Origin of the sequence: Streptomyces sp. NPDC021562 (genome assembly GCF_040640875.1) — a bacterium.
Classification (GTDB): domain Bacteria; phylum Actinomycetota; class Actinomycetes; order Streptomycetales; family Streptomycetaceae; genus Streptomyces.
Window position 1 is genome coordinate 100,662 of the sequence record NZ_JBFACN010000003.1, and the last position, 24,284, is coordinate 124,945.

At 72.0% G+C, this 24,284-nt stretch carries 21 protein-coding genes and 1 tRNA gene; 14 read left to right on the forward strand and 8 right to left on the reverse strand.

What is annotated here, in order from left to right:
- The first annotated feature begins 251 nt into the window (after nucleotides 1-251).
- Together AB0G52_RS05135 and AB0G52_RS05140 are read left to right on the forward strand one after the other, a co-directional pair.
- The gene (locus AB0G52_RS05135; protein WP_361333851.1) at nucleotides 252-1,655 is read left to right on the forward strand and encodes an NAD-dependent malic enzyme; all 1,404 of its coding nucleotides are present in this window, start codon (nucleotides 252-254) and stop codon (nucleotides 1,653-1,655) included.
- Between the two features lie 220 nt (nucleotides 1,656-1,875).
- Nucleotides 1,876-2,157: an HU family DNA-binding protein gene (locus AB0G52_RS05140; RefSeq protein WP_046733427.1), complete on the forward strand. Its 282-nt coding sequence runs from the start codon at nucleotides 1,876-1,878 to the stop codon at nucleotides 2,155-2,157.
- A 248-nt stretch (nucleotides 2,158-2,405) separates the two neighbouring features.
- Here the strand turns inward: AB0G52_RS05140 and murA are convergent, their stop codons facing one another.
- Nucleotides 2,406-3,746: a UDP-N-acetylglucosamine 1-carboxyvinyltransferase gene (gene murA, locus AB0G52_RS05145; protein ID WP_132890534.1), complete on the reverse strand. Its 1,341-nt coding sequence runs from the start codon at nucleotides 3,744-3,746 to the stop codon at nucleotides 2,406-2,408.
- A gap of 251 nt (nucleotides 3,747-3,997) precedes the next feature.
- Here murA and AB0G52_RS05150 point away from each other — a divergent pair, with 251 nt between their 5' ends.
- From AB0G52_RS05150 to AB0G52_RS05180, 7 genes are all read left to right on the forward strand, one after another.
- Nucleotides 3,998-4,570 carry a YqgE/AlgH family protein gene (locus tag AB0G52_RS05150; RefSeq protein ID WP_361333855.1) on the forward strand — a complete coding sequence of 191 codons (573 nt, stop codon included), beginning with the start codon at nucleotides 3,998-4,000 and terminating at the stop codon, nucleotides 4,568-4,570.
- 29 nt (nucleotides 4,571-4,599) lie between these two features.
- Entirely contained in the window at nucleotides 4,600-4,878 is a 279-nt protein-coding gene (locus AB0G52_RS05155) for a DUF3039 domain-containing protein (protein WP_132890535.1), read from the forward strand.
- 504 nt (nucleotides 4,879-5,382) lie between these two features.
- Nucleotides 5,383-7,011 carry a beta-N-acetylhexosaminidase gene (locus AB0G52_RS05160; RefSeq protein ID WP_132890536.1) on the forward strand — a complete coding sequence of 543 codons (1,629 nt, stop codon included), beginning with the start codon at nucleotides 5,383-5,385 and terminating at the stop codon, nucleotides 7,009-7,011.
- A 261-nt stretch (nucleotides 7,012-7,272) separates the two neighbouring features.
- Nucleotides 7,273-8,166 carry an FAD binding domain-containing protein gene (locus tag AB0G52_RS05165; RefSeq protein ID WP_132890537.1) on the forward strand — a complete coding sequence of 298 codons (894 nt, stop codon included), beginning with the start codon at nucleotides 7,273-7,275 and terminating at the stop codon, nucleotides 8,164-8,166.
- On the forward strand, nucleotides 8,163-9,842 hold the full coding sequence (locus AB0G52_RS05170) for a 2Fe-2S iron-sulfur cluster-binding protein (RefSeq protein WP_361333860.1): 1,680 nt from the start codon (nucleotides 8,163-8,165) through the stop codon (nucleotides 9,840-9,842). Before AB0G52_RS05165 ends, AB0G52_RS05170 begins: the two co-directional genes overlap by 4 nt.
- Nucleotides 9,839-12,148, forward strand: coding sequence for a molybdopterin cofactor-binding domain-containing protein (locus tag AB0G52_RS05175; RefSeq protein WP_361333863.1), 2,310 nt, complete (start codon nucleotides 9,839-9,841; stop codon nucleotides 12,146-12,148). Before AB0G52_RS05170 ends, AB0G52_RS05175 begins: the two co-directional genes overlap by 4 nt.
- Before the next feature lie 454 nt (nucleotides 12,149-12,602).
- Nucleotides 12,603-13,772 carry an SUKH-4 family immunity protein gene (locus AB0G52_RS05180; protein ID WP_207921806.1) on the forward strand — a complete coding sequence of 390 codons (1,170 nt, stop codon included), beginning with the start codon at nucleotides 12,603-12,605 and terminating at the stop codon, nucleotides 13,770-13,772.
- 31 nt (nucleotides 13,773-13,803) lie between these two features.
- Here AB0G52_RS05180 and AB0G52_RS05185 read toward each other — a convergent pair whose 3' ends face one another.
- From AB0G52_RS05185 to AB0G52_RS05195, 3 genes are read right to left on the reverse strand one after another with little or no spacing between them, the layout of a single operon-like run.
- A complete protein-coding gene (locus AB0G52_RS05185) occupies nucleotides 13,804-14,478 on the reverse strand; it encodes a response regulator transcription factor (protein WP_207921807.1) in 675 nt (224 codons plus the stop codon).
- Nucleotides 14,475-15,644: a histidine kinase gene (locus AB0G52_RS05190; protein WP_132890540.1), complete on the reverse strand. Its 1,170-nt coding sequence runs from the start codon at nucleotides 15,642-15,644 to the stop codon at nucleotides 14,475-14,477. The genes AB0G52_RS05185 and AB0G52_RS05190 overlap by 4 nt, the downstream gene beginning before the upstream one ends.
- A complete protein-coding gene (locus AB0G52_RS05195; protein WP_361333867.1) occupies nucleotides 15,641-16,477 on the reverse strand; it encodes a CPBP family intramembrane glutamic endopeptidase in 837 nt (278 codons plus the stop codon). The genes AB0G52_RS05190 and AB0G52_RS05195 overlap by 4 nt, the downstream gene beginning before the upstream one ends.
- Before the next feature lie 349 nt (nucleotides 16,478-16,826).
- Here AB0G52_RS05195 and AB0G52_RS05200 point away from each other — a divergent pair, with 349 nt between their 5' ends.
- A complete protein-coding gene (locus AB0G52_RS05200) occupies nucleotides 16,827-17,345 on the forward strand; it encodes a hypothetical protein (RefSeq protein ID WP_361333870.1) in 519 nt (172 codons plus the stop codon).
- A 98-nt stretch (nucleotides 17,346-17,443) separates the two neighbouring features.
- Here the strand turns inward: AB0G52_RS05200 and AB0G52_RS05205 are convergent.
- A tRNA-Cys gene (locus AB0G52_RS05205) sits at nucleotides 17,444-17,515 on the reverse strand.
- A 182-nt stretch (nucleotides 17,516-17,697) separates the two neighbouring features.
- Between AB0G52_RS05205 and AB0G52_RS05210 the strand changes: the two genes are divergently transcribed.
- The 4 genes from AB0G52_RS05210 to AB0G52_RS05225 all read left to right on the forward strand — a co-directional run bounded on the left by AB0G52_RS05210 (nucleotide 17,698) and on the right by AB0G52_RS05225 (nucleotide 22,824).
- Nucleotides 17,698-19,125, forward strand: a complete 1,428-nt coding sequence (locus AB0G52_RS05210; protein ID WP_132890542.1) for an MFS transporter — start codon at nucleotides 17,698-17,700, stop codon at nucleotides 19,123-19,125.
- Between the two features lie 130 nt (nucleotides 19,126-19,255).
- Nucleotides 19,256-21,061, forward strand: coding sequence for a DEAD/DEAH box helicase (locus AB0G52_RS05215; protein WP_361333873.1), 1,806 nt, complete (start codon nucleotides 19,256-19,258; stop codon nucleotides 21,059-21,061).
- 288 nt (nucleotides 21,062-21,349) lie between these two features.
- The gene (locus AB0G52_RS05220; RefSeq protein ID WP_132890544.1) at nucleotides 21,350-21,991 is read left to right on the forward strand and encodes a helix-turn-helix domain-containing protein; all 642 of its coding nucleotides are present in this window, start codon (nucleotides 21,350-21,352) and stop codon (nucleotides 21,989-21,991) included.
- A gap of 44 nt (nucleotides 21,992-22,035) precedes the next feature.
- Complete coding sequence (locus tag AB0G52_RS05225) at nucleotides 22,036-22,824, forward strand: S16 family serine protease (RefSeq protein WP_361333876.1); 789 nt, start codon at nucleotides 22,036-22,038, stop codon at nucleotides 22,822-22,824.
- Nucleotides 22,825-22,830: 6 nt separating this feature from the next.
- Here AB0G52_RS05225 and AB0G52_RS05230 read toward each other — a convergent pair whose 3' ends face one another.
- The 3 genes from AB0G52_RS05230 to AB0G52_RS05240 form a co-directional block, all read right to left on the reverse strand.
- On the reverse strand, nucleotides 22,831-23,016 hold the full coding sequence (locus AB0G52_RS05230; RefSeq protein WP_132890688.1) for a hypothetical protein: 186 nt from the start codon (nucleotides 23,014-23,016) through the stop codon (nucleotides 22,831-22,833).
- Nucleotides 23,017-23,029: 13 nt separating this feature from the next.
- Entirely contained in the window at nucleotides 23,030-23,614 is a 585-nt protein-coding gene (locus AB0G52_RS05235; protein ID WP_361333879.1) for a helix-turn-helix domain-containing protein, read from the reverse strand.
- Between the two features lie 92 nt (nucleotides 23,615-23,706).
- Entirely contained in the window at nucleotides 23,707-24,186 is a 480-nt protein-coding gene (locus AB0G52_RS05240; protein ID WP_132890547.1) for an Lrp/AsnC family transcriptional regulator, read from the reverse strand.
- Nucleotides 24,187-24,284: the final 98 nt, after the last annotated feature.

A 24,284-nucleotide genomic window follows, 5' to 3' on the forward strand; every position in this document is an offset into this window, starting at 1 on the left:
CCTTGTCGTGACACCGGCCCGATCCAAGCCCCCGGGCCCAACCTTCGTCGCTACGAGCGACCACTTGCCGCGAGGCGAGCATGGCGGGTCGGTGTCATGAACGTCGGAGAGGCCCACGTCACCGTGTGACGTGGGCCTCTTTTTCGCGCGAACAATAGGTACTCAATCAAGCCCGGCTAACGCCTACCCGGCGGTAGGTGCGACGATCGGACGGCAAAACCAGCGACACGGTGAAACGAAGGAAGTCGGCCATGGCAACGGCGCCCAGCGTCTCCTACTCGATGACCATCCGGTTGGAGGTGCCCGCGAGCGGAACGGCCGTCTCGCAGCTCACCACCGCCGTGGAGTCCTCCGGAGGCTCGGTCACCGGCCTCGACGTCACCGCGTCCGGCCACGAGAAGCTCCGTATCGACGTCACCATCGCGGCCAGCTCGACCGCCCACGCCGACCAGATCGTCCAGCAGCTGCGTGGCATCGAGGGCGTCACCCTCGGCAAGGTCTCCGACCGTACGTTCCTGATGCACCTCGGCGGCAAGATCGAGATGGCGTCGAAGCACCCCATCCGCAACCGTGACGACCTCTCCATGATCTACACCCCGGGCGTGGCCCGCGTGTGCATGGCGATCGCGGAGAACCCCGAGGACGCGCGCCGCCTCACCATCAAGCGCAACTCCGTTGCGGTCGTGACGGACGGCTCCGCGGTCCTCGGCCTCGGCAACATCGGCCCCAAGGCCGCGCTGCCCGTCATGGAGGGCAAGGCGGCCCTCTTCAAGCGGTTCGCGGGCATCGACGCCTGGCCGCTGTGCCTCGACACCCAGGACACCGACGCGATCGTCGAGATCGTCAAGGCCATCGCGCCGGGCTTCGCGGGCATCAACCTGGAGGACATCTCCGCCCCCCGCTGCTTCGAGATCGAGGCGCGGCTGCGCGAGGCCCTCGACATCCCCGTCTTCCACGACGACCAGCACGGCACCGCGATCGTCGTGCTCGCCGCCCTCACGAACGCGCTGCGCTGCACCGGCAAGGCGATCGAGAACATCCGGGTCGTCATGTCCGGCGCCGGCGCGGCCGGTACGGCCATCCTCAAGCTGCTGATCGCGGCCGGCGTGAAGAACGCCGTCGTCGCCGACATCCGCGGTGTCGTGCACTCCGCCCGCGAGGACCTCGTGGACGCGCCCGCCGACTCGCCGCTGCGCTGGATCGCCGACAACACCAACCCCGAGGCGCTCACCGGCTCCCTCAAGGAGGCCGTGCGCGGCGTGGACGTCTTCATCGGCGTCTCCGCCCCGAACGTCCTCGACGGCGCGGACGTCGCCGCCATGGCCGACGGCGCGATCGTGTTCGCACTCGCGAACCCGGACCCCGAGGTCGATCCGGCGGTCGCCCGCCAGACGGCCGCCGTGGTGGCCACCGGGCGCTCCGACTTCCCCAACCAGATCAACAACGTGCTGGTCTTCCCGGGTGTCTTCCGTGGCCTGCTGGACGCGCAGTCCCGTACGGTGAACACGGACATGATGCTCGCGGCCGCGAAGGCTCTCGCCGACGTGGTCACGGAGGACGAACTGAACCCGAACTACATCATCCCCAGCGTCTTCAACGAGAAGGTCGCGGGGGCGGTGGCGGGAGCGGTCCGGGAAGCGGCGAAGGGCGCCTGAGCCCCGCGTCGAGGGTGTGGCTCCCGGGCAAACGGCTGTGAAACTTGCCACGCTCCAGAACCGGCGCGTCGTGAAACCCCCCCTTCGGCCCAGCCGTAGGGTAGGCGCGGCGCCCGGATTGGCGTTCCCGCCGCAGGTGGGGGCAGGATGCGTCCCGGCCCAACATGCGGCTTCGCCGCGTGGCACGCCTCAATGGCAAGAAGAACACGGGAGTAACAACATGAACCGCAGTGAGCTGGTGGCCGCGCTGGCCGACCGTGCCGAGGTGACTCGCAAGGACGCCGACGCCGTGCTGGCCGCGTTCGCCGACGTCGTCGGCGACATCGTCTCCAAGGGCGACGAGAAGGTCACCATCCCCGGCTTCCTGACCTTCGAGCGCACCCACCGTGCCGCTCGTACCGCGCGCAACCCGCAGACCGGCGAGCCGATCAACATCCCCGCGGGCTACAGCGTGAAGGTCTCCGCGGGCTCGAAGCTGAAGGAAGCCGCGAAGGGCAAGTGACCTTGCCGTCCGTACGCCACGGGACGGCATACGGCGCGTGACACGACGATGGGGCGGCCCCTCCACCAAGGGGCCGCCCCATCGTCGTACCACCACCAGAGCGCAAGCTGAGCCCGCCCGTAGGCGGTGGTCAGCCGGGGCCTTGCCCGCGGATTCTGCCTTCGCCCCAGTCTCCCGGGGGCAGCCCCCGGACTCCCCGCCCCCGGCCGGCGTGCGTTCGCCGGGCCGGGGGTGGGATGGTGCGGGGGTCAGCCGAGGGCCTTGCCCGGGAGTTCCACCTTGGCGCCCAGTTCCACGAGCTTCTCCATGAAGTTCTCGTAGCCGCGGTTGATGAGGTCGATGCCGTGGACGCGGGAGGTGCCCTGGGCCGCGAGGGCGGCGATCAGGTAGGAGAAGCCGCCGCGCAGGTCGGGGATGACCAGGTCGGCGCCCTGCAGCTTGGTCGGGCCCGAGACGACCGCGGAGTGCAGGAAGTTGCGCTGGCCGAAGCGGCAGGCCGAACCGCCGAGGCACTCGCGGTAGAGCTGGATGTGCGCGCCCATCTGGTTCAGCGCGGAGGTGAAGCCGAGGCGGGACTCGTACACCGTCTCGTGGACGATGGACAGGCCCGTCGCCTGGGTCAGGGCGACCACGAGCGGCTGCTGCCAGTCGGTCTGGAAGCCGGGGTGCACGTCCGTCTCCAGAGCGATGGACTTCAGCTGGCCGCCGGGGTGCCAGAACCGAATGCCCTCGTCGTCGATCTCGAAGGCACCGCCCACCTTCCGGTAGGTGTTCAGGAACGTCATCATCGAGCGCTGCTGGGCGCCCCGGACGTAGATGTTGCCCTCGGTCGCCAGCGCCGCCGACGCCCAGGACGCCGCCTCCAGGCGGTCCGACAGGGCGCGGTGGGTGTAGCCGCCGAGCTGGTCCACACCGGTGATGCGGATCGTGCGGTCCGTGTCGATCGCGATGATCGCGCCCATCTTCTGCAGCACGCAGATGAGGTCCTCGATCTCCGGCTCGACGGCCGCGTTCGACAACTCCGTGACGCCCTCGGCGAGTACGGCCGTCAGCAGCACCTGCTCGGTCGCGCCGACGGACGGGTACGGCAGCTGGATCTTCGTACCGCGCAGCCCCTTCGGCGCCTCCAGGTACTGCCCGTCCGCACGCTTCTCGATGGTCGCGCCGAACTGCCGCAGGACGTCGAAGTGGAAGTCGATCGGCCGGCCGCCGATGTCGCAGCCGCCGAGCCCGGGGATGAAGGCGTGCCCGAGCCGGTGCAGCAGCGGGCCGCAGAACAGGATCGGGATCCGGCTGGACCCCGCGTGGGCATCGATGTCGGCGACGTTCGCGCTCTCCACGTACGTCGGGTCCAGCACCAGCTCACCGGGCTCCTCACCCGGCCGTACCGTCACCCCGTGCAACTGCAGCAGGCCGCGTACGACCCGCACGTCACGGATGTCCGGAACGTTGCGCAGCCGACTCGGCGCACTGCCCAGCAGCGCGGCGACCATGGCCTTCGGTACGAGGTTCTTCGCACCGCGGACCCGGATCTCGCCCTCCAGCGGGGTGCCGCCGTGGACAAGCAGGACATCGTCGTTGACGGTCATGAATCTCGCGTTCCGTGGAGTTGGGCAGGGCTGGAGAGACAGAGTAATCGCCCATCGGCCCCCTGCCGTAAGCCCAAGTACCGCCCGGCTGCGTCATAGCCGTGTCACAACACGAACCGTTTCTCTTCGGGCACGAGGGGTCACCGGCTGTCACCGTGCGCCGGGGACGCTTCCGTCCTCCCTGAGCTGCATTCACTCCCACACCCTGATTGGCTCCCCACCGGGCGGGAAGATGCGGGATCATGTCTGGCATGACCGAGGTGTCCTCGCTCACAGGGCGGCTGCTCGTGGCCACGCCCGCCCTGGCGGACCCCAACTTCGACCGCGCGGTGGTGCTCCTTCTCGACCACGACGAGGAGGGCTCCCTCGGTGTCGTCCTCAACCGGCCCACCCCGGTGGACGTCGGCGACATCCTGGAGGGCTGGGCCTCCCTCGCCGGCGAGCCCGGGGTCGTCTTCCAGGGCGGCCCGGTCTCGCTGGACTCCGCGCTCGGTGTCGCGGTCATCCCCGGCGGCGGGAACGGCGACCGGGCCCCGCTCGGCTGGCGCCGGGTGCACGGCGCGATCGGCCTTGTCGACCTGGAGGCCCCGCCGGAACTGCTCGCTTCGGCCCTCGGCTCGCTGCGGATCTTCGCCGGGTACGCCGGATGGGGCCCCGGCCAGCTGGAGGACGAGCTGGTGGAGGGCGCCTGGTACGTCGTCGAGTCCGAACCCGGCGACGTCTCCTCCCCGTCCCCCGAGAGACTCTGGCGCGAGGTCCTGCGCCGCCAGCGCAACGAGCTCGCGATGGTGGCCACGTACCCCGACGACCCTTCGCTCAACTGATTCACGCGCGCCTCGGTACCCTTGGCGGCATGAGCACTCTTGAGCCCGAGCGCGGGACTGGTACGGGGACCCTCGTAGAGCCGACGCCGCAGGTGTCCCATGGCGACGGCGACCACGAGCGCTTCGCCCACTACGTCCAGAAGGACAAGATCATGGCGAGCGCGCTCGACGGCACTCCCGTCGTGGCGCTGTGCGGCAAGGTGTGGGTACCGGGCCGCGACCCGAAGAAGTACCCCGTGTGCCCCATGTGCAAGGAGATCTACGAGTCCATGAGCGGCGGCGGCGACAACGAGGGCAAGGACAAGTAGCCCCCCGCTTTCCGGCTCGGCTCTCTGAGGCCCCGAGCGCGCTCCGGCGCGCTTCGGGGCCTTTGCTGTGCCGGGAGGGCGCGCCCATCGTCACAGAGTGGTCCAGACCTCTTGCCGAGGTGTTCGTGTGGTCCCTAACCTCCGTTGTGGCGTTGTGCTGAACGAAACCGCGATTGCACATGCTGCAACGATGTCCGTCGGGTGCGGGGGAGGAGCTGTGGCCGTGGTGAATCTTGTGCGCGGAATTCGCCCGCCGCTTCGCCCGCCGCTTCGCCAGCCGCTTCGTCGGCTGCCCGGCGGTGCTGCGGGCGGTGCGGTGACCGGCTCGGCGCCTCCCGCCCTTTTCACGGCGGCCGCCGCGGCGCGATTCCGGTTCCGCTTCCGGACCGCTTCCCGATCATGTTTCCGGTGACCCGTGGGAAGGGGTACGCGCTTTCCCCGCAGAGCTTTTTCCCGTACAGCGACGGCCGGTCCGGTGACCGGGCGGAGCGGTTAAGGACTGACATGGTGGACGTGATTCCCGAGCCCCGTGACGCGGTTGTCCACGGGGGCGGATTCTTCGAACTGGACGCGCGGACCGGGCTCTCGGCGGGCGAGGGCGCCGCGCCCACGGAACGCTGGCTGCGCGGCACCCTGGGGGCGGCCACCGGCCTGCCGCTGCCGCCCGGCGCGGGCGCGGACGACAACGTCGTACGGCTGTCCGTCGACCCGGCGGTCACCGCGGACCTCGGCGTGGAGGGTTACCGGCTCACGGTCACGCCCACCGGCGTCGACCTGGCGGGCGGCGGTCCGGCCGGGCTCTTCTGGGGCGCCCAGACGCTGCGTCAGCTGCTCGGCCCCGACGCCTTCCGGCGGGCCCCGCTGCCCGGCGGTTCCCGGCGGCTGCCGCTGTGCCGGATCGAGGACGCCCCGCGCTTCCGGTGGCGTGGCCTGCTCCTCGACGTGGCCCGGCACTTCATGCCGAAGGAAGGCGTGCTGCGCTATCTGGATCTGATGGCGGCGCACAAACTCAACGTCTTCCACTTCCATCTGACGGACGACCAGGGCTGGCGCCTCCCGATCGAGCGGTACCCGCGGCTCACCGAGGTCGGCTCCTGGCGGTCCCGCACGAAATTCGGCCACCGCGCCTCACCGCTGTGGGAGGAGAAGCCGCACGGCGGCCACTACACCCAGGACGACATCCGGGAGATCGTCGCCTACGCGGCCGAGCGGCATATCACGGTGGTCCCCGAAATCGACGTACCGGGCCACTCGCAGGCCGCCATCGCCGCGTATCCGGAACTCGGCAACACCGACGTCATCGACACCGCCTCCCTGACCGTCTGGGACACCTGGGGGATCTCTCCGAACGTACTCGCCCCCACTGACAACACCCTGCGCTTCTACGAGGGGGTGTTCGAGGAAGTGCTGGAACTGTTCCCCTCGGAGTTCGTCCACATCGGCGGCGACGAATGCCCGAAGGACCAGTGGCGGGCGTCGCCGGCCGCGCAGGCCCGCATCCGGGAACTCGGGCTCGCCGACGAGGACGCGTTGCAGGCGTGGTTCGTCGGGCACTTCGCGAAGTGGCTCGCCGCGCGGGGCCGCAGGCTCATCGGATGGGACGAGATCCTGGAAGGCGGTGTCGCCGAGGGCGCGGCCGTGTCGTCGTGGCGTGGTTACGGCGGCGGGATCGCGGCCGCGCGGGCCGGTCACGACGTCGTCATGTGCCCCGAGCAGCACGTGTACCTGGACCACCGGCAGGCGGACGGCGCGGACGAACCCGTACCCATCGGCTACGTGCGCACCCTGGAGGACGTGTACCGGTTCGAGCCCGTTCCACCGGAGCTCGACGCGTCGCAGGCGCGCCGGATCCTGGGGACCCAGGCCAACCTCTGGACGGAGGTGATGGAGGACCACGCGCGCGTGGACTACCAGGCCTTCCCCCGGCTCGCGGCCTTCGCGGAGGTGGCCTGGAGCGCTCTTCCGGCCCCCCGCGACCGGGACTTCGCGGGCTTCGAACACCGGATGACGGCCCATTACCGGCGGCTCGACGCCCTGGGGGTCGGCTACCGGCCGCCGGGCGGCCCGCTGCCCTGGCAACGGCGCCCCGGGGTGCCCGGCCGCCCGATCGAGGGCCCGCCCCCGAACCGGTAGTCCTCTTCGCGTCACCTGTCCGCCCCGGACACGTAAGGGAAAAAGCCCCCGAGGATCACCGAAGAGTGTCAATCGGAATTCGCTGCCGATGGCGTACGAAAAAGAAACATGTCCCTCGTGAGGTGGGCGAATGCCTCCTAGCGGACCCGTGCGTTCGAGGCTTGCGAAGATGTGCCAGAGTTGCCACGTCCGCCCTGTGAGCACGTACCGTACGGCCACACAGGTGGGACCAGGTGGGGCAGCGGGAAGGGGCAGCCGGTTTTGACCACGCACGCACCGCAGGCGGGGCAGTCCGTCACGCTGCCCACGACACTGAACGAGGCCGTGTCGGCCCTCACCGCCATGCCCGCGGCGGTCCCCGTGGCCGGCGGCACCGACCTGATGGCCGCCGTCAACTCCGGGCAGCTCAGGCCCGCCGCGCTGGTCGGCCTCGGCCGGATCAGCGAGATCCGCGGCTGGCAGTACCAGGACGGCAACGCACTGCTCGGCGCCGGCCTCACGCACGCGCGCATGGGCCGCCCCGACTTCGCCGCCCTGATCCCGGCGCTCGCCGCCGCCGCGCGGGCCGCCGGTCCGCCGCACATCCGCAACGCGGGCACCCTGGGCGGCAACATCGCCACGGCCGCGCCGACGGGTGACGCGCTGCCGGTCCTCGCCGCCCTGGAGGCGACGCTGATCATCGCGGGTCCCGGCGGGTCCCGGCGCGAGATCCCGGTGTCGCACCTGCTGGCCGGGGTGGAGATGCTCCGCGCCGGCGAGCTGATCGGCTTCGTGCGGGTGCCGTTGCTGCACGCCCCGCAGGTCTTCCTGAAGGCGACCGGGCGTACCGGTCCGGGCCGCTCGGTGGCCTCTGTGGCGCTCGTCCTCGATCCGGCGCGGCGTGGCGTCAGGTGCGCGGTCGGAGCCATAGCGCCGATGCCGCTCCGGCCCCTGGAGGCCGAGCAGTGGGTGGCCAGGCTGATCGACTGGGACAACGACCGCGCGCTCGTCCCGGAGGCGTTGAGCGCGTTCGGCGAGTACGTGGCCGCCGCCTGCATCCCGGACCCGGCGCCCGAGCCCGACGGCTCGGTGCCGGCGCTTCCGCCCGCCGTACTGCACCTGCGGCGCACCGTCGCCGCGCTGGCCCGACGAGCACTGGGGAGGGCGCTGTCATGACCGACGAACAGCACGCGGAGGGCGCGCCCTCCGGCGGCGGCCGGTGGGACCCGCTGCCCCAGGGCGACTACGACGACGGTGCCACCGCCTTCGTGAAGCTCCCCGAGGGCGGCATCGACGCCCTGCTGTCGGGTGACAGCCCGCTGGCCGCACCCGGACACGGCTACGTGCCACCGCAGATAACGGTGGCTCCCGGCCCCGAGACCTGGGGCGCGCCGGCCGACGGCGCCCGGTGGCCCGACCCCGAGGCGGCCTCCCAGGAGCAGCCCCCGGGCGACCGGTTCACGTACAACCCCGCGGCGACCCAGCAATGGACGTACGAGGAGCCGCCCCCCGCTCCCGGTCACGACGTGACCGGCCAGTGGTCGATTCCGGTCGCCCGTGGTGACGTTCCGGACGAATCCGGCGAGTTCACCACATCCGCCCTCATGGAGCAGTGGGGCGGCACACCCCCGGCGACCCTGCCCGGCGGCGCCCCCGCCCCCTGGGCGACGGAGGCCCCGGCCTGGGAACACCCCACGGAGCCCTCCGAAGCCCCCGCAGACGCCCCGCCGCGGCACACCCCCACTCCACCCGCGGCCCCCGCCCCCGAAGCCTCTGACGCCCCGTCTGCGGCCGACGGCGCCCCGGCGGACGAAGCGGGTGACCCCTCCGGAACGGGCCCGGTCCCGGCGGCCGACGACGGACCCGGCGCTCCCGAGCCGCCGCGGGCCGCCGACGCCGAGGCGCCCCCGCAGGAGCCGCCCGCGCCCGACGAAGGCCACCCGGGCGACGCGGACGGGACGCAACACGCCGAAGACGCGGCCGAGGCGGTCGACGACCACCCTCTCGCCTCCTACGTCCTGCGGGTCAACGGCACCGATCGCCCCGTCACCGAAGCCTGGATCGGCGAGTCCCTGCTCTACGTCCTGAGGGAACGCCTGGGTCTCGCCGGCGCCAAGGACGGCTGCTCCCAGGGCGAGTGCGGCGCCTGCAACGTCCAGGTGGACGGCCGGCTCGTGGCCTCCTGCCTGGTCCCGGCGGTGACCGCCGCCGGCAGCGAGGTCCGCACCGTGGAGGGGCTCGCCCAGGACGGCCGGCCGTCCGACGTGCAACGCGCCCTGGCCCGCTGCGGAGCGGTCCAGTGCGGTTTCTGCGTCCCCGGCATGGCCATGACCGTGCACGACCTGCTGGAGGGCAACCCGGCCCCGACCGAGCTGGAGGCCCGCCAGGCCCTGTGCGGAAACCTGTGCCGCTGCTCCGGCTACCGGGGCGTCCTGGACGCCGTCCAGGACGTCGTCGCCGAACGCGAGGCACATGCCGCCGCCGACGCTGAGACGGACGGCGACGCGGCCCGTATTCCCCATCAGGCGGGACCGGGCGGCGGCGGTGTCCACGCGTCGGCGTTCGACTCCCCGGGCACGTTCGGCGCGGGCATCCGGGTGCCGCACGAGCAGTCGTACGACCAGTCCTTCGGCGGCAACCAGTCGTTCGCCGGTGATCAGTCGTTCGGTGGTGACCAGTCCTTCGGCGGCAACCAGTCGTTCGGCGGCAACCAGTCGTTCGGTGGTAACCAGTCCTTCGGCGGTGACCAGACGTTCGGCGGTCACCAGACGTTCGGCGGCGGCCCGGCGCCGGACGAGCAGAGCCAGAGCTACGACGACCAGCCCTACGGCCCGGACGGAGGCCAGGCGTGACCAACGAGACCGTCACCACGAGCGCCGCCGCGGAGGTCACCGCCCCCGCACCGGAGCCGCCGCACGGCCTCGGCGTGTCGCTGTCGCCCGCGGACGCGCGCGCGAAGACCGAGGGCACCTTCCCGTACGCGGCCGACCTGTGGGCCGAGGGCCTGCTGTGGGCGGCCGTACTGCGCTCCCCGCACGCGCACGCGCGCATCGTGTCGATCGACACCAGCCACGCGCGCGAGATGCCCGGCGTACGGGCCGTCATCACCCATGAGGACGTCCCCGGCACCCCGCGCCACGGCCGCGGCACACCGGACCGCCCGGTGTTCGCCTCGGAGGTCGTACGGCACCACGGCGAGCCCATCGCGGCCGTCGCCGCCGACCACCCGGACACCGCCCGGATGGCCGCCGCCGCCGTCATCGTCGAGTACGAGGTCCTCGACCCGGTCATCGACCCGGAGCACGCCTTCGAGGCGGAGCCCCTGCACCCCGACGGCAACCTGATCCGGCACATCCCGCTGCGCCACGGAGACCCCGACGCGGCCGGTGAGGTCGTCGTCGAGGGCCAGTACCGCATCGGCCGCGCCGACCCCGCCCCCATCGGCGCCGAGGCCGGACTCGCCGTGCCCCGCCCCGACGGCGGGGTCGAGCTGTACCTGGCCTCCACCGACCCGCACACCGACCGCAACACGGCCGCCGCCTGCTACGGCCTGTCGCTCGAACAGGTGAAGATCGTCGTCACCGGTGTGCCAGGCGCCACCGCCGACCGCGAGGACCAGGGCTTCCAGCTGCCGCTCGGCCTGCTCGCCCTGAAGACCGGCTGCCCGGTCAAACTCACCGCCACGCGCGAGGAGTCCTTCCTCGGCCACGCCCACCGCCACCCCACCCTGCTGCGGTACCGCCACCACGCGGACGCCGAGGGCAGGCTGGTCAAGGTCGAGGCGCAGATCCTGCTCGACGCCGGCGCCTACGCCGACACCTCCGCCGAGTCGCTGGCCGCCGCCGTCTCCTTCGCCTGCGGCCCCTACGTCGTCCCGAACGCCTTCATCGAGGGCTGGGCCGTGCGCACCAACAACCCGCCCTCCGGCCACGTCCGCGGCGAGGGCGCCATGCAGGTGTGCGCCGCCTACGAGGCCCAGATGGACAAGCTGGCGAAGAAACTCGGCCTGGACCCGGCCGAGATCCGGCTGCGCAACGCCCTCGCGACCGGCGACGTCCTGCCGATCGGCCAGACGGTCACCTGTCCGGCCCCCGTCGCCGAACTCCTCCAGGCCGTCCAGGACTTCCCGCTGCCCCAGCTCCCCAAGGACACCCCCGAGGACGAGTGGCTGCTGCCCGGCGGCCCGGAGGGCGCGGGCGAACCGGGTGCGGTGCGCCGCGGCGTCGGCTACGGCCTCGGCATGGTCCACATGCTCGGCGCCGAGGGCGCCGACGAGGTCTCCACCGCCACCGTCAAGGTCCACGACGGCATCGCGACCGTGCTGTGCGCTGCCGTGGAGACCGGGCAGGGCTTCACCACGCTGGCCCGGCAGATCGTCCAGGAGACGCTCGGGATCGACGAGGTCCACGTGGCCCCCGTGGACACCGACCAGCCCCCGGCGGGACCCGGCTGCCGCGGCCGCCACACCTGGGTCTCGGGCGGGGCGGTGGAACGCGCCGCGAAGATGGTCCGCACCCAGCTCCTGCAACCCCTCGCCCACAAGTTCGGCATGTCCACCGAACTGCTCCAGATCACCGACGGCAAGATCACGTCGTACGACGGCGTCCTGTCGACCACCGTCACCGAGGCGCTGGACGGCAAGGAGCTGTGGGCCACCGCCCAGTGCCGTCCGCACCCCACCGAGCCGCTGGACGCCGAGGGCCAGGGCGACGCCTTCGTGGGCCTCGCCTTCTGCGCGATCCGCGCGGTCGTCGACGTGGACATCGAGCTGGGCTCGGTCCGGGTCGTGGAGCTGGCCGTCGCCCAGGACGTCGGCCGGATCCTCAACCCGGCGCAGCTCAACGCCCGTATCGAGGCCGGGGTCACGCAGGGCGTGGGCATCGCCCTGACGGAGAACCTGCGCACCCCGCGCGGTCTCGTCCGCCACCCCGACCTCACCGGCTACGCCCTCCCCACCGCCCTCGACGCGCCCGACATCCGGATCGTCAAGCTGGTCGAGGAACGGGACGTGGTCGCCCCCTTCGGCGCCAAGTCGGTCAGCGCGGTACCGGTGGTCACGTCCCCCGCGGCCATCGCCTCCGCCGTCCGCGCGGCCACCGGCCGCCCGGTCAACCGCCTCCCGATCCGCCCCCAGGCGGCGGTGGTCACCGGTCAGTGAGCGGGTGACTCTGCAGGGGGTCGTCGTCATCGCCGGAGCGATGGCGGCGGGCAAGTCGACGGTCGCGCAGGCGCTGTCGGATGATCGTCTCGGAGCGGGAGGACCACACCCCCGGGGCCTCCGCGCAGGCCACGGCGCAGCTACGCCGGCCTGACCCGCACCCGCCCCTCTGCACGGGGTGGTCCGGTCGCCGATCCGGACCGGGAACTCCGGCTGCGCACCGAGCCGTTGGGACTGTGGCTGGACACCTCGGGGCTCACCGTGGAACAGACGGTGGAGGCGATTCTGGCGCAGGCGGAACGGGCGCGGGTCGACTGACGTCCTTTCTCTGCGGTGCGTTGTCAGTGGGGCGGCGTAGTGTTCTGGGCAGTGGGGGACGCGCGGTTCGCCGCACTTTTCATCCGACTTCTCACACGACGTGAAATTGTGGAACTCTGTGATCGCGGGGGCAGCGATGAGCACGATCAGCACGACCGGCAGCGGCGCGGCGGCGATCACGCTGACCGAGGCTGAACTGGACAGGTACATCACGCACGAACCGACGCGCAGCTGGCTCACCGGCTCCGAACTGCCCGACACCGACGGCCTGTTGACCTTCGAGCCGCTGCGCACGGCGGGCCTGCGCACCCTCGCCGACGTCACCGACGGCCCGTCCCGGCTCGCCGAGGAGCTGCGGGACCGGCTGGTGATAGGGCGGTTGCTCGCGCCGGTCGGCCTGGACGCCGAGTCGATCCTCCTCGACGGCGGCACGGGCGAGATCACCACGGCCCACCTCGCCGACCCCGCCGACCCGCGCCCGCTCGCCCCCTCGCTGGAGACGCTGCTGCGCTTCGCCGCGGTCACCGAGGAACTGACGGGCCTGCGCGGCCGTTTCGCGTCCCTCGCCGGGACCTACGGCACGAAGACGGCGACCGAGGCCTCCCGCAAGCTCCTGGAGCTCTTCGAGGAGGGCACCGGGGGCCGGGTCCCGCCGTACTGGAAGGCGACGGCGCTGATCCGCCCCCTCAGCCTCGTCGCGGGCCCCGGCACGGACTCCGGGCTCACCCTCGACCTGCCGGCCCGGCTCCTGGACCAGGAGTTCGGGCAGGGCCGGGTGGCCCGCTTCGAGGAGGTCGACTTCCCGCCCACGCTCACCCACGAGCCGACCCGCCGCTTCCTGCGCGAGACCGGGCTGCCGGAGCGCGCGGTCCTGTTCCACCTCGACCCGGACGCCGCGCTCCCCACCCTCACCGAGTACTTCACCGACATCCACCCGGGCGGCCACCCGGCGGCCGGCCTCCCGGCCCATGCCGACCGCCTCATACGCCTCGGCCACCTGGTGGAGGACAACAGCCTGGTCGTGGACGGCGGCACGGGCGCGATCCTCAACTTCTCCGAGCCCGAGGCGACCCTCTACCCCCTCAACACGGACATCTCCACCCTCGCCTACACGCTCTGGCTGCTCCACCACGAGCGCACCATCGACGAGCACCTGCACCACGAGCTCACCACGGAGGCCTACGACCAGCTCGCCGCCACCATGCTCCACACCCTCGCCACGATCGACCCCACCCCCACCACGACCGACGCCGACTGGCACTACTGGACGGAGCTGTTCCAGGACGAGGCCGGCGGGGTCCTGTGAGCGGCCGACCGGTCACGGGGCCGGGGTCCGGTCAGGTCACCAGGCCCCGGCGGTAGGCGTAGACGACGGCCTGCACCCGGTCGCGCAGGCCGAGCTTGGCGAGGATGCGGGACACGAAGGTCTTGACGGTCTCCTGGCTGATCACGAGGGCCGCGGCGATCTCGCTGTTCGAGCGGCCGTCCGCGATCAGACGCAGCACCTCCAGCTCGCGCGGGGTCAGCGGGACGTCCTGCGGTGCCCCGCTGTCGGAGGGCCGGATCCGGGCCGCGTACCGGCCCACCAGCCGGAGGGTCACCTCGGGGTCCAGCAGGGCCGCGCCGGTGGCCACGGTCCGGATGCCGTGCAGCAGCCGGTCCGGGGGCGCGTCCTTGAGCAGGAAGCCGCTGGCGCCCGCGCGCAGGGCGTCGTAGACGTACTCGTCCAGGTTGAACGTCGTCACCACCAGCACCTTCACGGGATGCGGCACCCCCGCGCCGGCCAGCAGCCGGGTGGCCTCGATGCCGTCCAGGACCGGCATCCGGACGTCCATCACCACGACGTCGGGGCGCAGCCGGCCGGCGAGCTCGACCGCGGTCCGCCCGTCCCCGCACTCACCCACCACCGTCAGGTCCGGCTGGGCGTCGATGATCGTCGCCAGACCGGTACGGACCAGCATCTGGTCGTCGCAGACCAGAACACGCAGCGGGGTGTCGCTCGCGGCAGTCACGTGGGGTTCCCCGCGGGTATCCGGGCGCGGACGGTGAAGCCGCCGTCGGTGGCGGGCTCCGCGCTGAACTCGCCGCCGAGGACGGTCACCCGCTCCCGGAGACCGGCGAGCCCGCGGCCGCCCCCGCCGGGGGACGCCGCGGCCGAGCCGGACCCGTCCGTGCCGACCTCCACGGTGATCTCCTTCTCGCCGTGCCGCACCCGCACCGACGTGCGGACGCCATGGGCGTACTTGAGGGCGTTCGTCAAAGCTTCCTGCACCACCCGGTAGGCCACCAGGTCGGCACTGCCGGCGGACGGGCCGGGCGTGCCCTCCTCGGTGAACTCCACCGGCTGCCCGGCCCGTCGCGTCTGTTCCACGAGGGTGAGCAGCCGGCCCGCGGGCGGTGTCCTGGGCCCTGTGCCGCGGCCGGGTCCGGGGGTGGGGTCGAGCAGGTCGAGCAGATGCCGCAGGTCGGCGATGGCCCGCCGGCCGGTGTCACCGACCGCGGCCAGGGTCCCGTCGAGCCGGTCGGGTGCGGCGGTCAGATACCGTGCCGCCTCGGCCTGCACGACCATCGCCGTCACATGGTGGGTCACCACGTCGTGCAACTCGCGGGCGATCCGGGTGCGTTCGGCCGTGCGGGTGTCCTCGGCGACCCGCAGCCGGTGTTCGGCCTCCGCGAGCCGGTTGGCGCGCAGCCAGGCTCCGGCGCCCCAGGCGAGCACCAGCACCAGGTAGAAGGTCACGAACCCGGTGGCCGACTCGCCGCCCGAGCCCAGCCGGTACAGCGCGACCGCCAACGGCACGTAGGCCGCGGAGAACAGGAGCGCGGCGGCCCGCCGACGCCCTTCCAGATGGGCTCCGGTGCTGATCAGCGCGAGGGGCAGGGCGGTCCCCGCGACCGCGTGGTAGCCGCGCAGCTGGTCGACGGCGAAGCCCAGCGACACCAGGGCGAGACAGCCGGCCGGCCACCGTCGGCGCACCGCCAGCGGCAGGGACTCCAGGCCGAGCACCAGGAGGGCCCACGCGTCGAAGGGGCGGGTCGGCAGCTCCCCGACCTCGGTGCCCTTGCCGTGCAGCGCGGGCAGGAACGACCCGGCCAGGAGGAGCAGACCGAGGGGCAGATCCCGGACCCGTACGTCGAGCCGGTGCCACCACCCGGACAGCTGCCGAGGACTGATCACCGCGGCAGTGTAGCGACGGCGTCGGCCGGGGCGCCCTGCCGGCGACGGGGCATCAGACGGCCCCGCCGACGGGCCAGCCGCAGGAACGCGAGCGTCACCAGCACCCCGAACAGGACCGCGTAGACGCTGGCCTCGGGCCCGAACTCGCCGCCGGTGACCAGCGGTGCCCCCGAGGTCGTGGCGTCCAGCAGTCCGTGCTGCGCCCCGCTGCCGGAGACCTCGGTACCGAAGAGGCCCGACTCGGCGAAGTTCCAGCCGAAGTGCAGGCCGATGGGCAGCCACAGGGAGCGGGTGGCCACGTACGCGGCGCCGAGCATGCCGCCGGCCTCGACCGCGATGGCGAGGGCGCCCCACACGGTGGCGTCCTTGTTGAGCAGATGCATCGCCCCGAACAGCGCACCGGTCGACGTGAGCGCGATCCACGTCCCGAAGCGCTCCTCGACGATCCGCAACAGCACGCCCCGGAACAGCAGTTCCTCGGTGGCAGCGGCGGCGGCCATGAACCCGACCAGGCCCACCGCGCCCGTCACCGACCCCAGGCCGTGCACCGTGTAGTCCCCGAGGAGGGCGATGTTCACGATGACCCCGGTGAACACCGCCACGCCGATCAGCACCCCGCGCCCCGACGCCGCACGGGCGCCGTCCCGCGCCACCTCGGTGACCGGCCGGTGCTCGGTGCGCCGCACCACCCACCGGTAGACGTACACCGCGGCGACGGCCGTCAGCAGGCCGAGCACCAGAGTGAGGAACCAGTTCCCGTCCACCGCCGCGGCCGCCTGCCCACCGGCCAACGAGACGGCCGCGACGGCCAGCAGTTGGCAGAACACCCTCATGACGAATTCCTCCCCGACATGCGCGGCCGAAGCGCCGCGACCTGTCCGACGCTAGGGACCGGCCGCCCCGGAATCGTCACCACTGGGAGGACACCCGCACGTAGCTCGCACGGGGGACAAGGAAATCGTTGATGCGGAACCTATTTACCGCTCAACCGCACCGGGCGGTCCTAGCGTTAGGCATCACGGCGTACGAGGAGTAACGTGGGTTTCGCCATCGTCGGTGGGTCATGTGCCTCTGGTGGTTGGCCAGTAGTGGTGTACACCCTGAAAAAAAGAGCCGGTTCTCGGCCAGCGAGGGTTAACCTCAGCCTTCTTTTAGAGAATGATGTCCGCGAGGAGTCACCTCATGCGTAGGAGTCTCGTCGTCGCCGTTCTGGCAATACCGCCCCTGCTCGTGGGTGGGGTTCTTGACAGTGCGTCCGCTTCAGTGCAACAACCGGTCGCGCAAAAAGTGGTGACGGCCCAGCAGCGAAGCCCGGATCGGTCATGCAATTACAAGCACTGTAATGGCGGGTCTTATAGCGGCCGAAACAGCGGTGGCAACAACGGCCGAAAAAACGGTCGGAACAAGGGCCCTGTGGTCATCTGCCAGACGGGCGCAACGTGCAACTTCGGCAACCGGTCGAACGGCACGTCGGGCGGCAGCACGCCGGGCGGTGGCAAGCCGGGCAGCGGCACCACGACGGGCGGTGGCGGCATGTCGGGTGGTGGCGGCATGTCGGGTGGTGGCGGCATGTCGGGTGGTGGCGGCATGTCGGGCGGTGGTGGCAGCACGACGGGCGGTGCCGGCACGACCGGTGGTGCCGGCACGACGGGCGGTGCCAGCACGACGGGCGGTAGCAGCACGACCGGTGGTGGCTCCTAGCACCGGTGGAACCGGACACCGTCAGGGGACGGACGGGCAGAAGGGCGGCACCCCGGAGGGGGTGCCGCCCTTCGTGTTCTGCCAGGTCGGGCAGTCAGAGGCCGTGGCGGGAATTGAACCCACGTACCTCGCTTTGCAGGCGAGTCCCTAAGCCACTCGGGCACACGGCCGTGTCCGTGTGTTGAAGGTAGGGCGGCGTGGGGGAGGGGAGCAAGGAGATCCGCGGGGGTGCAACGCGACTGCCACACGGCGTTCATGAAAGCGGCGGCCACGGGGTCTACGACCAAGGTCCGAGGTGGAGTACGGCTCCCGACAGGGGTCAAGCGCGGTTGTGGGCCTTACCGTGGTCGGCATGACCGCCCTTGAGCCGAGCGACACCGTCGCGCACGAGACAGCAGACAGAGCCGACGACGAGGGCGTGCTGGGACGGTCGTACCGCGCGTTGAGCGTCGGGATCGTCTCCGTCGTGCTGCTGATCGCCTTCGAGGCGACCGCCGTGGGAACCGCGATGCCGGTCGCGGCCCGGGAGCTGGACGGGGTGTCGTCGTACGCGTTCGCCTTCTCCGGGTACTTCACGACCAGTCTGTTCGGGATGGTGCTGGCCGGGCAGTGGTCGGACCGCAGGGGGCCGCTCGGGGCGCTGACGTCCGGGATCGGGGCCTTCGCCGCCGGGCTCGTCGTCGCCGGGACCGCCCAGAGCATGGGGGTGTTCGTCCTCGGGCGGGCCGTGCAGGGGCTCGGCGGCGGCCTGGTCATCGTCGCGCTGTACGTCGTCGTCGGGCGGGCCTACCCGGAGCGGCTGCGGCCCGCGATCATGGCGGCCTTCGCCGCCGGCTGGGTCGTGCCGTCCATCGTCGGGCCGCTGGCCGCCGGCGCCGTCACCGAGCAGCTCGGCTGGCGGTGGGTGTTCCTCGGGATCCCGGCGCTGGTGGTCCTCCCGGTGGCGCTCGCGCTGCCGCAGATCCGGCGGCGGGCCGGCGGACCCGTGCCGGGCGGGGGCCAGGAGGCCTTCGACCGGCGGCGGATCCGGCTGGCCCTCGGCATCTCCCTCGGTGCCGGGCTCCTCCAGTACGCGGCCCAGGACCTGAGGTGGCTGTCGCTGCTGCCGGGAGCCGTCGGCGCCGCGCTGCTCGGGCCGGCCGTGCTCGGGCTGCTGCCCCGCGGGACGTACCGTGCCGCGCGCGGGCTGCCCTCGGTCGTGCTGCTGCGCGGCGTCGCCGCCGGTTCCTTCCTGGCCGCCGAGTCCTTCGTGCCGTTGATGCTCGTCACCCAGCGGGGGCTGTCGCCCACGCTCGCCGGGTTCTCGCTGGCGGCGGGCGGGGTGACCTGGGCGATCGGCTCGTGGGTGCAGGCCCGGCCGCGCCTTCAGCCGTACCGGGAGCGGCTGATGACCCTCGGCATGGTGCTGGTCGCCGCGGCGATCGCGACCGCCCCCAGCGTGCTCCTGCCCGCCGTGCCGGTGTGGATCGTCGCCGTCGCCTGGGCCTTCGGCTGTTTCGGGATGGGGCTGGTGATCGCCTCGGCCAGCGTCCTGATGCTCCGGCTCTCCGCCCCCGAGGAGGCCGGCGCCAACTCCGCCGCCCTGCAGATCTCCGACGCCCTGTCCAACGTGGTGCTGCTCGCCGCCACCGGTGCGGCCTTCGCCGGGCTCGGCGGCGGCAGCATGACCGGGGCGGCGGGCTCCGGTTCCCGTCCCGCCGCCTTCGCCGCCGTGTTCCTGCCGATGGCGGCCGTGGCACTCGCCGGGACCTGGGTGACGACCCGGCTTCGTGATCTGTGACGTGGGTCCCACCCCGGGGTGACCCGGCCTCGTCCGCGCGTTGACAGCCACGGCACGCCGGTAGGGTGGCCCGGTTGTCATACGGAGCCACTCGACCCTCGTACACCTCGCGACCCCCACTACGGAGACCGTGACTACCACCGCCGCTTCCCCGTCCTCCTCCAGCTCCCACCACCTGTCGCCGGCCTTCCCGGGCCGGGCGCCTTGGGGTACTGCCAGCAAACTGCGGGCCTGGCAGCAGGCGGCCATGGAGAAGTACGTCCAGGAGCAGCCGCGCGACTTCCTCGCCGTGGCCACGCCCGGCGCCGGCAAGACCACGTTCGCGTTGACCCTCGCCTCCTGGCTGCTGCACCACCACGTCGTGCAGCAGGTCACGGTCGTCGCCCCCACCGAGCACCTGAAGAAGCAGTGGGCGGAGGCCGCGGCGCGGATAGGGATCAAGCTCGACCCCGAGTACAGCGCGGGACCGCTCAGCCGCGAGTACGACGGGGTCGCCGTCACCTACGCCGGTGTCGGCGTGCGGCCCATGCTGCACCGCAACCGCTCCGAGCAGCGCAAGACCCTCGTCATCCTCGACGAGATCCACCACGCCGGTGACTCCAAGTCCTGGGGCGAGGCCTGCCTGGAGGCGTTCGAACCGGCCACCCGGCGGCTGGCCCTGACCGGTACGCCCTTCCGGTCCGACACCAACCCGATCCCCTTCGTGACCTACGAGGAGGGGCAGGACGGCATCCGGCGCTCCGCCGCCGACTACACGTACGGGTACGGCAACGCGCTCGCCGACCACGTCGTGCGCCCCGTCATCTTCCTCTCCTACAGCGGCAACATGCGCTGGCGCACCAAGGCCGGTGACGAGATCGCCGCCCGGCTCGGCGAGCCCATGACCAAGGACGCCGTCAGCCAGGCCTGGCGCACGGCGCTCGATCCGCGCGGCGAGTGGATGCCGGCGGTGCTGCGCGCCGCCGACCAGCGGCTGACCGAGGTGCGCAAGGGCATTCCGGACGCGGGCGCCCTCGTCATCGCCTCCGACCAGGACTCGGCCCGTGCCTACGCCAAGCTGATCCGCGAGATCACGGGGACGAAGGCGACCGTGGTCCTCTCGGACGACACCGGCGCGTCCAAGCGGATCGACGACTTCAGCGTGAGCGACGACCGGTGGATGGTCGCGGTGCGCATGGTGTCCGAGGGCGTCGACGTGCCGCGGCTGGCGGTCGGGGTGTACGCGACGACCATCTCCACGCCGCTCTTCTTCGCCCAGGCCGTCGGGCGTTTCGTACGGTCCCGGCGGCGCGGCGAGACGGCCTCCGTCTTCCTGCCGACCGTCCCGGACCTGCTGACCTTCGCCAACGAGATGGAGGTCGAGCGCGACCACGCCCTCGACAAGCCGAAGAAGGAGGGCGAGGAGGACCCGTACGCCGAGTCCGAGAAGGAGATGGAGGAGGCGAACAAGGAGCAGGACGAGGACACCGGCGAGCAGGAGCAGTTCGCCTTCGAGGCGCTGGAGTCCGAGGCAGTCTTCGACCGGGTCCTCTACGACGGCGCCGAGTTCGGCATGCAGGCCCACCCGGGGAGCGAGGAGGAGCAGGACTACCTCGGCATCCCCGGACTCCTCGAACCCGACCAGGTGCAGCTGCTGTTGCAGAAGCGGCAGGCCCGGCAGATCGCGCACAGCCGCAAGAAGCCGGACACCGAGGCCGACCTCCTCGAACTCCCGGCGGAGCGGCGGCCCGTCGTCTCCCACAAGGAGATGATGGAACTGCGCAAGCAGCTGAACACGATGGTCAGCGCGTACGTCCACCAGAGCGGCAAACCCCACGGGGTGATCCACACGGAGCTGCGCCGGGTGTGCGGGGGGCCGCCGAGCGCGGAGGCCACGGCCGGGCAGCTGCGGCAGCGGATCGCCAAGGTGCAGGAGTGGGCCACCCGGATGCGGTGACACCGCGGCCACGCGGCGTACATAACGGCACATACCGAGGTAGTCCGTACCGGTCTCCGACCGGATTCTGGACGCGGACTTCCGCTGAGCGAACCCGCTTCGCTACTGTCCGGCTACGCACACGCCCCGTGGCAGCGCCGCCGCGGAGCGCAGCCGTGAAGCGACTGGGCCCGGAGCCGCCGGGCCGCCTTGCCGATCGGCGGCCTCTGAAGCGCGTCGCTGACGGGACTCGGCGACGCATTGCCCGCGTCGGAGGTTGCCGACCTCACCACTGAAGGAGTGGGCGTCGTGACCGCGGAGACCTCTCAGACGCTCGACCGGGGCCTCAGAGTCCTCAAACTGCTGGCCGACACGGACCACGGGCTGACCGTCACCGAGCTTTCCAACCGACTGGGCGTGAACCGGACCGTGGTGTACCGGTTGCTCGCCACGCTCGAACAGCATGCGCTGGTACGGCGCGACCTGGGCGGCCGCGCCCGGGTCGGGCTGGGGGTGCTGCGCCTCGGGCGGCAGGTGCATCCGCTCGTACGGGAGGCCGCCCTGCCGGCGCTCCGTTCGCTCGCCGAGGACATCGGGGCGACCGCGCACCTGACGCTGGTCGACGGGACTGAGGCCCTCGCGGTCGCGGTGGTCGAACCGAGCTGGACCGACTACCACGTGGCCTACCGGGCCGGGTTCCGGCATCCGCTGGACCGGGGGGCCGCCGGGCGGGCGATCCTGGCGGCCCGGCTCTCGCCGCGCGACGACCCCGGTTACACCCTGACGCACGGCGAGCTGGAGGCCGGGGCGAGCGGGGCCGCGGCTCCGCTGCTCGGGGTCACCGGGGTCGAGGGCAGCGTCGGGGTCGTGATGCTGGCCGACGCGGTGCCGGAACGGGTCGGGGCGCGGGTGGTGGACGCGGCCCGGGAGGTCGCGGAGGCGCTGCGCTGAGCCGGGGCGGTGGCCTGAACAGGTCGTCGCGTTAGATTGACTCCGTGCTCTCACGTCTCACGCGTCTCCAGGCCGTCGCCGTCTGCGCGGTTCCCGTCGTGGCCCTGTTCGGCGCGGCCGTCTTCGCGCCGTTGCCGTTCTCGGTGGCCCAGCCCGGGATGACGGCGAACGTCCTCGGCGACAACAAGGGCACCCCGGTGATCACCGTCGCCGGGGCGCCCACCCGCACCACCAGCGGGCAGCTGCGGATGACCACGATCGAGGCGACCGGGCCGGACGCGCGGGTGTCGCTGGGCGACGTCCTCGGCAACTGGTTCCGGACGGACCGGGCGGTGATGCCGCGGGACTCGGTGTACCCGAGCGGCGGCAACGTCAAGGAGATCGAGCAGCACAACACGGAGCAGATGCAGCAGTCGCAGGACGCGGCGGCCCGGGCGGCCCTGAAGTACCTCGGGCTCAGCCCGGACAAGGTCAAGGTGACGCTGAAGCTGGCCGACGTGGGCGGGCCGAGCGCGGGGCTGCTGTTCTCGCTCGGGGTCATCGACAAGCTCGACGGGAACGGGAGCGGGGGGGACCTCACCGGGGGGAGGAACATCGCCGGTACGGGGACCATCACCGCCGACGGCACGGTCGGGGCCGTGGGCGGGGTCGCGTTGAAGACGCAGGCGGCGCGGCGGGACGGGGCGACGGTGTTCCTGGTGCCGAAGGACGAGTGCGGCGAGGCGAAGGCGGAGCTGCCGAAGGGGCTGAGGCTCGTACCGGTGACGACCCTCAAGGCCGCCGTCTCCGACCTGGTGGCGCTGGAGAAGGGAACGCAGGTCCCCAGCTGCTGACTTCGCCTAGAGGGGCGCCGATGCCGGAACCGGGGTTGCCAGGCGCAGGCCTATCTCCACCAGCGTCCAACCGACGCGGGTCCGCAGGGCGCGGGGGCGCCGGGCCCGGCCGGCGAGGCGGTGGGCCTCGGCCTCGGCGTGGAGTTCCGCGGTGCGGGCGCGGTGCAGGGTGAGGTGCGTCTCGGGGTGCAGCATCGGGGGCCTCTCAGTCCGTCTTGATGGGGAAGAGGTGCGTGTGGATGCGGACTTGCTCCGAGTGCGGCGTCTCCTTGTCGGGGATCCGGTCCCGGTAGCTTTCGATCAGGGCGTGCATCTCGCCGATCAGTTCCAGGGCGAGATCGGGCGTCAGCCGTAGTGTCATGTCGCTCATGTCGGTGGAGCGGGTCCAGGCCTGGGGCCACTGGTCGCGGGTGGCGAGCCAGGTGGTCAGCTCGCGGGCGTGGTACGCGGCGCCCTCCTGCAGGTACACCTCCGTCAGCCCGCGCACCTCGGGACCCGCGTCCTCGAAGTCCGCGCTCTCGTAGCGCAGGCTCTGGTCCACCGCCTGCCACCATCGCTCGCGGCCCTTGCCGTGCTCCGGCGCGTCCTCGACGAAGCCGTGTGCGGCGAGCTGGCGCAGGTGGTAGCTGGTCGATCCGCTGGACTCGCCCAGCCGCTCGGCCAGTTGGGATGCGGTGGCGGGTCCGTGCCACCGCAGCACGTACAGCAACTGCATGCGCAGCGGGTGCGCGAGTCCCCGCAGTGAGCGGGCGTCAAGGCGGCGCTGTTTCCGATCCGCGGGCTCTGTCACATGCTCGACGATAGCGATGCAAAGGACCCTTTGCAACAGGACCTTTGCATCGACTTCTTTGCAAGTCGCCCCCAGTGCCCCCTCCGCCCCGCTCAGCCCCCCTCGCTGTCCGCCGCCGCCTGTTCCACCAGGGGGATGATCCGCAGGGGGACCGGGTTCTCCATGACGATCGCCGTCGAGGCGCGGACGATGCCCTCGAAGCCGACGACCCGGTCGATGACCCGTTGGAGGTCGGCGTTGGAGCGGGCCACCAGCCGGCACTGCATGTCCCCGGTGCCGGTGGTGGTGTGCAGTTCCAGCACCTCCGGCACCGTCGCCAGGTGCGCCCGCACGTCCGGTCCCTGGCCCTGCCGGATCTGGAGCGTGGCGAAGGCGGTGACCGGGTAGCCGAGGGCCGCCGGATCCACCTGGGGGCCGAACCCCTGGATCACCCCGCTCGACTGGAGCCGGTCGAGCCGCGCCTGCACGGTCCCCCGGGCCACCCCCAGCCGCCGCGACATCTCCAGCACCCCGATCCGCGGCTCCCGGGCCAGCAGCACCAGGATCCGGCCGTCCAGATGATCGATCGCCATGCCCGCCTCCGAATGAGCACCCTGTACAGAAGGTCCGCCAAAACCGTCGTATCGCTGAGCATATTGTCCAGCGGAAACGCAAACTATTGCGCACCTTG